7 protein-coding genes and 1 pseudogene are annotated in these 13118 nt (G+C 71.4%); 4 read left to right on the top strand and 4 right to left on the bottom strand.

Annotated features, from left to right (window positions below):
• Positions 1 to 56: 56 nt before the first annotated feature.
• Positions 57 to 1790, bottom strand: a complete 1734-nt coding sequence (locus ACFYO5_RS13175; RefSeq protein WP_388707899.1) for a glycoside hydrolase family 6 protein — start codon at positions 1788 to 1790, stop codon at positions 57 to 59.
• A gap of 1139 nt (positions 1791 to 2929) precedes the next feature.
• Between ACFYO5_RS13175 and ACFYO5_RS13170 the strand changes: the two genes are divergently transcribed.
• Positions 2930 to 5845, top strand: coding sequence for a glycoside hydrolase family 48 protein (locus tag ACFYO5_RS13170; protein ID WP_388707895.1), 2916 nt, complete (start codon positions 2930 to 2932; stop codon positions 5843 to 5845).
• Between the two features lie 178 nt (positions 5846 to 6023).
• Positions 6024 to 8690, top strand: a complete 2667-nt coding sequence (locus tag ACFYO5_RS13165) for a cellulose binding domain-containing protein (protein WP_388707892.1) — start codon at positions 6024 to 6026, stop codon at positions 8688 to 8690.
• Between the two features lie 134 nt (positions 8691 to 8824).
• Here ACFYO5_RS13165 and ACFYO5_RS13160 read toward each other — a convergent pair.
• From ACFYO5_RS13160 to ACFYO5_RS13150, 3 genes and pseudogenes are all read right to left on the bottom strand, one after another.
• A pseudogene (locus tag ACFYO5_RS13160) lies at positions 8825 to 9637 on the bottom strand (helix-turn-helix transcriptional regulator); the annotation flags it as partial.
• On the bottom strand, positions 9633 to 10394 hold the full coding sequence (locus tag ACFYO5_RS13155) for a class I SAM-dependent methyltransferase (protein ID WP_388707890.1): 762 nt from the start codon (positions 10392 to 10394) through the stop codon (positions 9633 to 9635). The pseudogene ACFYO5_RS13160 and the gene ACFYO5_RS13155, both read right to left, overlap by 5 nt.
• Before the next feature lie 30 nt (positions 10395 to 10424).
• Positions 10425 to 10730 carry a 4a-hydroxytetrahydrobiopterin dehydratase gene (locus ACFYO5_RS13150; protein ID WP_388707887.1) on the bottom strand — a complete coding sequence of 102 codons (306 nt, stop codon included), beginning with the start codon at positions 10728 to 10730 and terminating at the stop codon, positions 10425 to 10427.
• A 301-nt stretch (positions 10731 to 11031) separates the two neighbouring features.
• Between ACFYO5_RS13150 and ACFYO5_RS13145 the strand changes: the two genes are divergently transcribed.
• Positions 11032 to 11883, top strand: coding sequence for a helix-turn-helix domain-containing protein (locus tag ACFYO5_RS13145; RefSeq protein ID WP_388707884.1), 852 nt, complete (start codon positions 11032 to 11034; stop codon positions 11881 to 11883).
• A 335-nt stretch (positions 11884 to 12218) separates the two neighbouring features.
• Positions 12219 to 13082, top strand: a complete 864-nt coding sequence (locus ACFYO5_RS13140; protein ID WP_356561598.1) for a helix-turn-helix transcriptional regulator — start codon at positions 12219 to 12221, stop codon at positions 13080 to 13082.
• Positions 13083 to 13118 lie beyond the last annotated feature (36 nt).

The following is a 13118-nucleotide window of genomic DNA, read 5'->3' as shown; positions in this document are numbered from 1 at the left end:
GCGGCCGGGCACTGCGCCGGGGAGAGCGGGGCGTTGATCCCCGGCGGGTCGTTCGGTTACGGCAGCGGCGGATACGCGTTCTGCATCAGCTGCTGGAACTGGGCGGAGAACCAACGCCCCGAGACGGGCGCGTTGGGCAGGGCGCCCGACAGGTTGTTGCCGTTGCGCGGGTTACCCGTGTAGGTCGGGTCGCACATCCGGTCGAAGCCTTTGCCCTCGTCGTTCGGGATGGCGCTGCTGGAGCCGTCGGACTCCCCCGGGGGCTTCATCCACACGTAGGCGTCGATCCCGGCGGCCGGGCTGGCCTTCGGGCGCTCACCGAGGCCCGCACCGGCCTGGTTGCACCAGTTGCCGGTGTTGATGCGGCGGTCGTAGCGGCCGCCGTCGACGTAGGTGTCGACGGTGGTCAGGGCACCGGGACCGGTGGGCCGGGCCGAACCGCCCCAGCCGTTGCGGGAGGTGTCGATCAGCATGCCGATGCCGGAGTTGAAGCCGGTCGTCACCAGCTGGTTGCGGAAGGCCTGGGCGAAGGACAGCTCGTCGACGTAGCGGTTCCAGTCGACCCACTTCGACTCGCGGACCGACTTGCCGGCCACCGAGTCGTTGATGGTGAAGTTGTTCTCCTTCAGGGCGCTGTAGTTGGCCGTGTTGGTGATGAAGCCGTGGACGTCGTTGACCGTGGCGCCCTCGGTGGTCGCGGCCTCCTTGAACAGGGCCGCGCTGGGGGCGAAGTTGTCGTCCCAGCCGATCCAGCCGTGGTGTCCGGCGTCGATGTAGTTGTAGACGTTGGGCACGTCACCGAGCTTGTTCAGGGCGTAGCCGACGCCCTTCTGGTAGTTGCCGTTGGCCTTCATCACGTCGCACTGCGGGGTGGCCGTGACCCGGCCGCCGGTGTTGGTGACGAGGTTGGGCAGCGAGTCGATCTCGATGGTGTTGACGATGCGCAGCCCGGCGTACTTGGAGTCGCCGAGGATCGCCTTGATGGGGTCGATGTACTGCGTCTTGTACTTGTCGATCTCCGTCGGGCCCAGCTCGCCGTTGGAGGCCAGGGCGGCGCAGTCGCGTCCGGGCAGGTTGTAGATGACCAGCTGGACGACGAGTTCGCCGGAGCCCTTCTGCTTCAGCGCCTCGTCGAGGTGGGCGCGCAGGCCCATGGTCCCGTTGGCGCCGTTGATCGCGGCGATGCGGTCGAGCCAGACGCCGGTGGGCTGGTTGGAGACGCGGGTGCCGCCCGGTTCCGCGGCGGCCTTCGCCGACCACTCGGGGTTCACGTACACCTTGGCGCCGGCGTAGGGGTTGTCGACCCTGGTACCGGGGGTGCCGGGGTCGGTGGGGCCGGGATCGGTCGGGCCGGGGTCGGTCGGGCCGCCGCCGTCGACGTTGCAGGTGACGCCGTCGAGGGTGAACGCCGTCGGGAGCGCGTTACTGCCGCTGTAGGTGCCCTGGAACCCGAAGCTGGCCGAACCGCCCGTCGCCAGTGTGCCGTTGTAGCTCTCGTTGGCGGCGGTGACGGCCGTGCCGGACTGGGTGATCTTCGCGTTCCAGCCGTTGGTGACCTTCTGGCTTCCGGCGTACGACCACTTCACGGCCCAACTCGACTTGGCAGCCGCGTTGTTGGTGACGGTGACGCTGGCGGTGAAGCCGGATCCCCAGTCGTTCTGCACCTTGTAGTCCACGGTGCACGGCACGGCGGTGACGCCGGCGTCGCCGGGGACGACGGCCAGTGCCGTCCCGGAGGCACCGGCGACCAGCGCCAGCGCGGCGAGTGTCGCTGTTCTGCTACGGCTCATGAGTGCGGGTTTCCTTCTCGGTTGCGGGTGTCGATCGGTGCGCGTTTCCCTATCGGTTGCGGTGGTGCGGTGGTGCGGTGGTGCCGGTGTGGTCCGGTGGTACGGGGTGCGGGCCCGTCGGGGGCGCGGATGATCGCGGCCCCCTGCCGTACGCGGTGGGTGTCCCGTCGTGGTGCGAGATCGGGGACGGACCGGTGGAGCCGTCCCGGGTGGGTGTTCCGTGTCCGGCCCAGCTATGAGGGCGGGGCCGAGTGTGGGGCTCGGCAGCCCGCGTCGGAACGGGAGTCGACGTGGTGCGCGTGCCCGGCGCACGTGGTGCACGTGCCGGGCGGCACGGTTGTCCGTCGGGTCGGCCGGTTCGTGCGGCGGCCACTGGATGGGGTCGTCGCAGGAGGCGATCCCGTCGGTGAGGATCACGTTATCGGCGCCGGTCGACCGTACGGCGTCGACCGGATCCTGTATACCGGCGACCTCGTACCCGATGCCGGGGCAGGTACCGCCGTCCCGTCGGCACTGCCGGGCCGGGTGGCCGTGGCGGTCGCGCGGTCGGGATAGGGCTCGTGGAACGGGCCGGACACGACGGCCGGGCCGTTCCCGAAGGTGTCGGCCACCGGCTTCCGGAACGCCGGTGTGTACCGCGGGTCCGGCATCGGCTGCCGGCCATCGGCGCGCACGTCGGAGCAGCCGGCCGAGTCGCCCGTGTACTGGCCGTACGTCCGGTGCGGTTCGACGACCGGCGTCATGCCGGGTGCCTCGACGCGGGCCACCGAACGGGCCGGGTGCCCTGTGCCGCCCTGACCGGCAGCGTGGCGCCCAGGGCGAGGGCGACCGTGCCGGCGACGGCTAAAAGTACTGAACGCGGGGGGTGTCGCATGGAGCGACTCCTCACAGATCGGGCACGTCGGTACGGACGCGTCGACTGATGGAAGCGCTCCCACTGGTGTCAACGAAGCTAGCGGCAAGCGTCGGCAAAGAACAGGGGGGTTGCCCGACTTTCCTCGGCATCGACTGTCGAATCTTTTCGACTCTTCAAGCACCTTGACCGCCCCCACCCCCATCCTCACTATGGGAGCGCTCCCACTGGTTCAAGGCTTGTTGCTCCTCCCCACTTCTCCGAGCCGCAAGGAGGAACCAGCACCATGGATCCCTCACGCAGACGTCGCACGGCGCGGCGGCTGTGGACCGCCGCCGTGGCGGCCCTCGCGCTCCCGCTGGCCATGTTGAGCACCACCACGACCACCGCCCAGGCTGCGGCACTCCAGTGCAGCGTGGACTACAAGACGAACGACTGGGGCTCCGGTTTCACCGCGGACCTGACCCTCACCAACCGCGGCACGGACCCGATCAGCGGCTGGAGCCTGACGTACGCCTACGCGGGTGACCAGAGGCTGACGAACGGCTGGAACGGCAGCTGGTCGCAGTCGGGCAAGCAGATCACGGTCACCAACGCCTCCTACAACGGGACGGTCGCGGCCGGCGCGGCGGTCAGCACCGGCGCGCAGTTCACCTACAGCGGCAGCAACGCCGCTCCGGCCGGTTTCTCGGTCAACGGCACCCCCTGCACCGGCGCCCACCAGCCGCCGATCACCGTCCTGACCAGCCCGGCCGCGGGCGCGGTCTACACCCAGGGCAACGCGGTGCCGCTCGCCGCCACCGCGGCGGCCGCGGACAGCGCGACCGTCACCAAGGTCGAGTTCTACGACGACACGACCCTGTTGGGCACCGACACCAGCGCGCCCTACTCCCTGTCGGCCTCCGGGTTGACCGTGGGCAGTCATTCGCTGGTGGCGAAGGCCTACGACAGCCTCGGTGCCTCCGCCTCCTCCACGCCGGTCGGCATCACGGTCGCCTCCGGACCGGCGGTGGTGGCCTCCACCACGCAACTCGCCGTCCAGCAGGGCAAGACGGGGACGTACGACATACGGCTCTCCACCCAGCCCTCGGCCAACGTGACCGTGACGACCGCCCGGACGAGCGGCAACTCGGGACTCACGGTGACCGGCGGCGCGAGCCTGACGTTCACTCCGTCGAACTGGAACACCGCGCAGAAGGTGACCATCACGGGCAACGGCTCCGGCACCGGCACGGCCACCTTCGAGTCGTCGGCGAACGGACACGCGAAGGCCTCGGTCACGGTCACCCAGATCGCCGCGTCCAAGGCGTACGACGCGCGCTTCCTGGAGCTGTACGGCAAGATCACCAACCCGGCGAGCGGCTACTTCTCCCCCGAGGGCATTCCCTACCACTCGGTGGAGACGCTGATCGTCGAGGCTCCGGACCACGGGCACGAGACCACGTCGGAGGCCTACAGCTATCTGCTCTGGCTCCAGGCGATGTACGGCAAGGTCACGGGCGACTGGACCAAGTTCAACGGCGCCTGGGAGATCATGGAGAAGTACATGATCCCCACCCACGCCGACCAGCCGACGAACTCCTTCTACAACGCGTCCAAGCCGGCGACGTACGCCCCGGAACTGGACACGCCCAACGAGTACCCGGCGAAGCTGGACGCCTCGGCGTCGGTGGGACAGGATCCGATCGCCGGTGAACTGAAGACCGCGTACGGCACGGACGACGTCTACGGTATGCACTGGCTCCAGGACGTCGACAACGTGTACGGCTACGGCAACTCCCCCGGCAAGTGCGAGGCCGGCCCGGCCGACACCGGCCCGTCGTACATCAACACCTTCCAGCGCGGTGCGCAGGAGTCGGTGTGGGAGACGGTGCCGCAGCCCACCTGTGACGCCTTCAAGTACGGCGGCAGGAACGGCTACCTGGACCTGTTCACCGGTGACGCCTCCTACGCCAAGCAGTGGAAGTTCACCAACGCCCCGGACGCCGACGCGCGGGCCGTGCAGGCCGCGTACTGGGCGGACGTCTGGGCGGAGCAGCAGGGCAAGGGCAGCCAGGTCTCGGCCACCGTCGCCAAGGCGGCCAAGATGGGCGACTACCTGCGCTACGCGATGTACGACAAGTACTTCAAGAAGATCGGCAACTGCGTGGGTCCGTCGACCTGCCCCGCGGGCACCGGCAAGGACTCCTCGCACTACCTGCTGTCCTGGTACTACGCGTGGGGCGGCGCCACCGACACCAGCGCCGGCTGGGCCTGGCGCATCGGTTCCAGCCATGCGCACGGCGGCTACCAGAACCCCCTGGCCGCCTACGCGCTCAGCAGTTACGCCGATCTGAAGCCCAAGTCGGCGACGGGACAGGCGGACTGGGCCAAGTCGCTGGACCGGCAGCTGGAGTTCTACCGGTGGCTCCAGTCCAGCGAGGGCGCCATCGCGGGCGGGGCGACGAACAGCTGGGCGGGCCGCTACGCGACTCCCCCGGCCGGCACGTCGACCTTCTACGGCATGTACTACGACGAGCAGCCCGTCTACCACGACCCGCCGTCCAACCAGTGGTTCGGCTTCCAGGCGTGGTCGATGGAGCGGGTCGCCGAGTACTACCAGCAGACGGGTGACGCGGACGCCAAGGTCGTCCTCGACAAGTGGGTCGACTGGGCGCTGTCCAAGACCACGATCAACCCGGACGGCACCTTCCGCATCCCCTCCACCCTCCAGTGGTCGGGCCGGCCCGACACCTGGAACGCGTCGAGTCCCAGCGCCAACACGGGACTTCACGTCACGGTCGCCGACTACACCAACGACGTCGGCGTGGCGGCCGCGTACGCCAGGACCCTGACGTACTACGCCGCCAAGTCCGGTGACGCGGAGGCGAAGTCGACCGCCAAGGCGCTCCTGGACGGCATGTGGAAGAACAACCAGGACGCCCTCGGCATCGCGGTCCCCGAGACCCGCGCCGACTACAACCGCTTCGACGACGGCGTGTACGTCCCGAGCGGCTGGACCGGCACGATGCCGAACGGCGACCCGATCAACGCCTCCTCGACCTTCGACTCGATCAGGTCCTTCTACGAGGACGACCCGTCCTGGTCGAAGATCGAGAGCTATCTCGCGGGCGGAGCCGCGCCCGTGTTCACGTACCACCGCTTCTGGGCCCAGGCGGACATCGCCATGGCCATGGGCTCGTACGCGGAGCTTCTCGAATAAGCCCCCGCTAAGGCTCCGCGTACCGCGCCGGGCGGTCCCCACCCGCACAGGGGACCGCCCGGTCGTCGCACTTCCCGCACGACCCCTCACCCGACCTCTGACCTCTGGCCTGTGACCTCCCCACGGCCCCCACGGCCTCGTCCGGGCTCACATGGCTTCGCGAGGAAGGATCCCCACCGTGCGAAGAACCCGTATCCTCACGGCCGCGCTGGCGCTCGCGGCCGGCCTGCTCGCCGGCACCCCGCCCGCGCTGGCCGCCGACAGCGCCCCACCCACGACGCTCGCGGCGGAGTCGTACACCTGGAAGAACGCCCGGATCGACGGCGGCGGTTTCGTCCCGGGCATCGTCTTCAACCGCAAGGAGAAGAACCTCGCCTACGCCCGCACCGACATCGGCGGCGCCTACCGCTGGCAGCAGAGCAGCAGGACCTGGACCCCCCTGCTGGACTCGGTCGGCTGGGCGGACTGGGGGCACACGGGTGTGGTGAGCCTGGCCTCCGACTCGGTCGACCCGGACCGGGTGTACGCGGCCGTCGGCACGTACACCAACAGCTGGGACCCGGGGAACGGGGCGGTCCTGCGCTCCGCGAACCGGGGGGCGAGCTGGCAGAAGACGGACCTGCCGTTCAAGCTGGGCGGCAACATGCCCGGCCGGGGCATGGGCGAGCGCCTCGCCGTCGACCCGAACCGCAACAGCGTGCTGTACCTGGGCGCGCCGAGCGGCAGGGGACTGTGGCGGTCGACGGACTCGGGTGTCACCTGGTCGCAGGTGGCGAACTTCCCCAACGTCGGTGACTACGTGCAGGATCCGAGCGACACGAGCGGCTACGCCTCCGACAACCAGGGCATCGTCTGGGTCACCTTCGACGAGTCGACGGGCACGTCGGGCAGCGCGACCAAGACGATCTACGTCGGCGTCGCGGACACGGACAACGCGGTGTACCGCTCGACGGACGCGGGTGCGACCTGGTCGCGGGTGGCCGGACAGCCGACGGGACACCTGGCGCACAAGGGTGTACTGGATACCGTCAACGGCCAGCTGTACATCGCATACAGCGACAAGGGCGGCCCGTACGACGGCGGCAAGGGCCGGCTGTACCGGTACACGACGGCGACCGGCGCCTGGACGGACATCAGCCCGGTCGCGGAGGCCGACACGTACTACGGTTTCAGCGGGCTGACGGTCGACCGGCAGCATCCCGGCACGGTGATGGCGACCGCCTACAGCTCCTGGTGGCCGGACACCCAGATCTTCCGCTCCACCGACAGCGGCGGCACCTGGACGAAGGCGTGGGACTACACGTCGTATCCCACCCGCCAGAACCGGTACACCATGGACGTCTCGTCCTCCCCCTGGCTGACCTGGGGCGCGAACCCGTCACCGCCCGAGCAGACGCCGAAGCTGGGCTGGATGACGGAGTCGCTGGAGATCGACCCGTTCGACTCCAACCGGATGATGTACGGCACCGGCGCGACGCTCTACGGCACGGAGAACCTGACCAACTGGGACTCCGGGAGCCAGTTCACCATCAAGCCGATGGTGCAGGGTCTGGAGGAGACCGCGGTCAACGACCTCGCCTCGCCCCCGGCGGGTGCACCGCTGCTCAGCGCCCTCGGCGACATCGGCGGCTTCCGGCACACCGACCTGACCAAGGTCCCGTCGATGATGTTCACCTCGCCGAACTTCACCACGACGACGAGCCTGGACTTCGCCGAGTCCAGCCCGAACACGGTGGTGCGGACCGGCGATCTCGACTCGGGCCCGCATGTGGCGTTCTCGACGGACAACGGCGCCAACTGGTTCGGCGGCACCGACCCCGCGGGGGTGAGCGGCGGGGGGACGGTGGCGGCGGCGGCCGACGGCAGCCGCTTCGTGTGGAGCCCGGCGGGTGCCGGCGTGCACCACACGACGGGCTTCGGCACCTCCTGGTCGGCGTCGAGCGGCATCCCGGCCGGCGCGATCGTGGAGTCCGACCGTGTCGACGCCAAGACCTTCTACGGCTTCAAGTCGGGCAAGTTCTATGTGAGTGCGGACGGCGGCGCGACCTTCACCGCGTCCTCGGCGACCGGTCTGCCCAGCGGGGACAGCGTGCGGTTCCAGGCGCTGCCCGGTACGAAGGGCGACATCTGGCTGGCCGGCGGGGCGAGCGACGGGGCGTACGGGCTGTGGCACTCGACGGACGGCGGCGCGAGCTTCGGCAAGCTGTCGAACGTCCAGGAGGCCGACACGATCGGCTTCGGCAAGGCGGCCGCGGGTGCCTCGTACCAGACGCTCTACACCAGCGCGAAGATCGGCGGTGTGCGCGGCATCTTCCGCTCCACGGACAGGGGCGCGACCTGGACCCGGATCAACGACGACGCCCACCAGTGGGGTTGGACCGGCGCCGCGATCACGGGTGACCCGCGGGTCTACGGCCGCGTCTACGTCTCGACCAACGGCCGGGGCGTCGTCTACGGCGACACCTCGGACCCCGGAGGCGGTGGCGGTGGCGGTGGCGGTGGCGGTACGGACCCGACACCGACGGGCGCCTGCACGGTGACGTACACGGTCACCAACCAGTGGTCCGGTGGCTTCCAGGCGGACGTGAGACTCGCCAACACGGGAACCACCGCCTGGTCGGGATGGGCGCTGAAGTGGGCCTTCGCCAACGGCCAGATGGTCTCCCAACTGTGGAACGCCGAGTACACCCAGTCGGGTGCGACGGTGACCGCGAAGAACATCGGCTGGAACGGCACCGTGGCGGCGGGCTCCTCGGTGAGCTTCGGCTTCACGGGCAACTGGTCCGGCACCAACGTGAAACCGACCGCGTTCACGCTGGGCGATCGGAGCTGCGCGGTGAGCTGACCGGCCCGAGCCGGGCAGCCGGCGGGTCCGTGGGGCGCGTGCCGTGAGCGGCGCGCGCCCTTCGCGCGCGACGGCGCCGGCCGACGAGGCTGCAACCGTCGGCGCGCAGGAAGGACGGGCGGGTCCCGGTCCGCTCAGGCGTCGCCGACGGTCCGGGGGCTGCCGGGGTCCTGGTGCGCGTCGTCGAGGGGCGCGCGGTAGCGATCGGCGAGAGCGGTGACGGTCCGCGCGAGGCGGGCGCGCAGCTCGGGCGGCGCGAGCACCTCCACGTCCGTGCCGAGGCGCAGGAACTCGTCGTGCGCGCGCGCCACGGACTCGATGGGGACGGTGACCACGGTCCGGCCGTCGGCCTCCGTGCCCTCTCCCACGGGGGTCGCGCGCGCCAGCGTCACGCCCGGCGCGAGCCGCACCACCGCGCGGGCGGTGTGGAGCCGCTCGTGGAAGTCCCGCTGGTACGCCGTCCAGTGGGCGGCCAGGTCGAAGTGGTCCGGGCGGACGAACCGCTCCTCGGAGGCGGTGAGCCGGAGGATCTGGTCGACGCGGAACGTCCGCGGGCCCGGTCCGGCGACGACGTACCAACGGCCCGCTTTGAGCACGAGACCGTACGGCTCCAGTCGGCGGTCCACGTCGGTGGGGGTACGCCAGCGACGGTATGCGATATCCAGTACACGGTTGTTCCAGACCGCGTCGGCGACCTCCGGCAGATACGGCGCCGCCTCCGCCCGCGCGTACCAGCCGGGCGCGTCCAGATGGAAGCGCCCGCTGATCCGGTCGGCGTGCTCCCGCAGTTCCGTCGGCAGCGCCGCCCGCACCTTCAGCTGGGCGGCGGCCAGCACCGCGCCGAGGCCGAGCTGCGCGGCGGGACCGGGCGCCCCCGCCAGGAACAGCGCCTCGGCCTCCTGCGCGGTCAGGCCGGTCAGCCGGGTGCGGTATCCACGGACTTCACGCGCCTTCGGGTGCTCTCCCCGGCTTCTCGAACACCGTCAGCGTGAAGCAGGGATCGGGACGGGGCCGGTCCTGGTCGGGCAGCGCGGCCAGCCGCGCGGCGAACGTCTCCGCGATCGGCTCGCCCGGCGGCAGCGTGACGAACCAGCCGCGCCGCAGGTCGGCGACGGTGCGGCGCGGGCTGCGGCCCTGGCCCCGACCGGGGAAGCGGCCTTGGCCGGCGGGGAGGAGGCCGCAGTCCACGGCATGGGACGCGACGAGCGTCGCCGCGTCGCGGGCGGCGCTGGGCGGCCGGGCGGCGAGCACGGCGTCGATGTCGCTGCCCACGTTGTGCGAGGCGGCCTTGTCGACGGTGGTGACGTACGTGCCGCCCGGCCGCAGCACCCGCGCGCACTCGGCGACGATCGCCCGCACGTCCGCGTCGGTCGGTGCGAGATGCAGCAGCCACACGCTGCTGACGGCGTCGAACTCGCCGTCCCGGAACGGCAGTCGGCGGCTGTCGGCCCGGACCACGGCGCCGGGGAGCCGTAGGGCGGCCTGGCGGGCCATCGCCGCGGCGAGGTCGACGCCGGTCACCCGCAGGCCGGCGCGTCCGGCGGCGAGCCTGCGGGTGACGATGCCGGTGCCGCAGCCGAGGTCGAGCAGGGTGCGCGCGCCGTCCGGCAGGAGGGCCAGGACGCCCTCCGCGGCGGCTGCCGCCCTGGGTTCGCCGCCGCGCGAGGCGTCGTAGCGTGCGGCTTCCTCCTCGTAGTCCAGCACGTGGGTCCCCCGTCCCGTCCGCCGCGCGTCTCAGCGCGTGCCGTGCGCCGGTGCCAGGTCCCGCACCCGGCGGGCCAGCTCGAAGTCGAGGTCGGTGACGGCGCCGCCCGCGCTGTGGGTGTTCACCGCGAGGGAGACCGTGTCGTAGCCGAGGGTCAGTTCGGAGTGGTGGTTCAGCTCCTCCTGGACCTGGGCGACGTGGATGACCAGGGCGGTCGCGGCGAAGTGGGAGGCGAGGCGGTAGGAGCGGGTGAGGCGGCCGGCCTCGTGGGACCAGCCGGGCAGCTCCGCGAGCCGGTCGTCGATCTCCTCCTGTGACAGCGGTGCGACGGCCATGACCTGGTCCCTTCCCTCGGGGGGCTGGTGTCGGGTACCCGTCCAGCCTGCCACAGCGCAGCCGCGGCGGCCGCGGCCCGACGGGTTCCCGCCGGTCCGGGCAGGCAGCCGTCGGTGCCCGGGACGCGGGGACACCGTCGTCGGCGAGGCCGGCGACGGTGAGGCCGGCGACGGTGAGGCCGGCGACGGTGAGGCCGGCGACGGTGAGCAGGCCGCCGAACGGGTCCGCGAGCCGTTCCCCGCGCGGCACCGCCGGGACGCGGCGCTGTCGTCCGCGCGCCCCTCGGCTACGGTCCTCCGTATGACCCTTCTCTCGACCGGCACCCCGGGCTCCGTTGGCCCCGCCGACCGGGGCGTCGGCCCCCTGCTGCGGGCCTGGCGGGAGCGGCGCAAGGTCAGTCAGCTGGAACTGGCGCTGCGCGCCGACTCCTCGGCCCGTCACATCAGCTTCGTCGAGACGGGCCGCTCCCGGCCCAGCGAGGAGATGGTGCTGCGGCTGGCCGAGCACCTCGACGTGCCCGTGCGCGAGCGCAACGCCCTGCTGGTGGCGGCCGGTCACGCCCCCCGCTACCGCGAGACCCCGCTGGACGATCCGGCGCTGGACGCGCTCCGCGCCGGCCTGGAGCGCCTGATCCAGGGCTACGAGCCGTATCCGGCACTGGTGGTGGACGCCACGTACAACGTGCTGGCCGCCAACCGCGGGGTCACCATGCTGATGGAGGGCCTCCCGGAGTCGCTGCTCGCGCCGCCGCTGAACGCGATGCGGCTGACGCTGCACCCGGAGGGCCTCGCGCCGCGCATCCGCAACCTGCCCGAGTGGCGCGGGCACCTGCTGGCCCAGATGGAACGGCAGATCGCCCTTCACCGTTTCCCGCCGCTGCGGGCGCTGTACGAGGAGGTCGCCGCCTATCCGGTCCCGGAGCCGGTCCCCGAGACGATGGCGCGGACGATGCCGGAGGCCGAACCCGCCGAGCCCGTCCCGTACTTCGCGCTGCCGATGCTGATCGAGCACGAGGGGCGGACGCTGTCCTTCATCTCGTCGATCTCCACGTTCAACACACCGATGGACGTGACGGTCGCCGAGCTGGCCGTCGAGACGCTGCTCCCCGCCGACCCGGCGACGGTCAAGTACCTGCACTCGCTGATGGGCTGAGCCCCGACGGTCCGCAGCCACCGGCGGTCCCCAGCCACCGGCGAGCCGACGGACACGCGGGTCGGCCGGTGCGAGCGGGTTCCGGAGCGGAGTGCGCCGCCCCGGAACCGTCGCCACCACGATCCCGTGCCCACCGGTCCGTCGTCGATTACCCACGAAGTAAAGCGCCTTGCCCCGGGCGCACCCCCGCGAGGCGGCGCGCCACAGGCCCCTCGTACCCGGTCGCCCACCGCAGGCCCCTCGCACGGTCCCGCGTCTCCCCGTGCTGCCTGTCGCCGCACGGCCCGAACATGACACACTGACCGGCGTGTTTCGACACGCAGGGGAGACGTGGCGTGAGTGAGCGGCGGCCCGCGCCGACGGTGGGCCAGGTGGTACTCGGCAGACGGCTCCAGGAGCTGCGCGAGGCGGCGGGCCTCAGCCGCGAGGAGGCGGCCCGCGCGCTGCGGGTGGCCCCGGCGACCGTGCGACGCATGGAGACGGCCGAGGTCTCCCTCAAGATCCCCTATGTGCTGGTGCTGCTGGCCGCCTACGGGGTGGCCCAGGAGGAGACCGACACCTTCGTCGCGCTCGCCGAGGAGGCGAACCGGCCCGGCTGGTGGCAGCGGTTCCACGACGTCCTGCCGGAATGGTTCAGCCTGTACGTCAGCCTGGAGGGCGCGGCCCGGCTCATCCGGTCCTACGAACCCCACTTCGTGCCGGGGCTGTTGCAGACGGAACGGTACGCCCGAGCCGTGCTGGAGGCCGGGACGGTCGGCCGGACCGGACCGGAGGCCATCGAGCGGCACGTGTCGCTGCGGCTGGCCCGGCAACAGCTGCTCGAGGGCCCCGACCCGCCGCACCTGTGGGCCGTGCTGGACGAAACGGTACTGCGCCGACCGGTCAGCGTCGACGCCGACGTCATGTACGAACAGATCGACAGACTCCTGGAGTTGGCGGAGCGGGACCGGATCACCCTGCAGGTGGCGGAGTTCGCCGACGGCCCGCACCCGGGGACGTCCGCGCCCTTCTCGCTGTTCCGTTTCGCCGAGCCCGAACTGCCCGACATGGTCGTCACCGAGTACCTGTCCGGGGCCCTGTACCTGGACTCGCGCAGGGAGGTCTCCGCGCATCTGGAGGTCCTCGACCACATGACGACGCACGCCGCGTCGGCGCAGCGCACGAGGAAGCTCCTGCGGGACGTCCGCGGGGGGTTCTGACCCCGGCCCGCCCCTTGCGACCGTCCCAGCTCCTCC

The sequence above is a fragment of the Streptomyces sp. NPDC006259 genome (assembly GCF_042870975.1).
Classification (GTDB): Bacteria; Actinomycetota; Actinomycetes; order Streptomycetales; family Streptomycetaceae; genus Streptomyces.
This window is presented reverse-complemented; position numbering and strand designations above follow the sequence as displayed.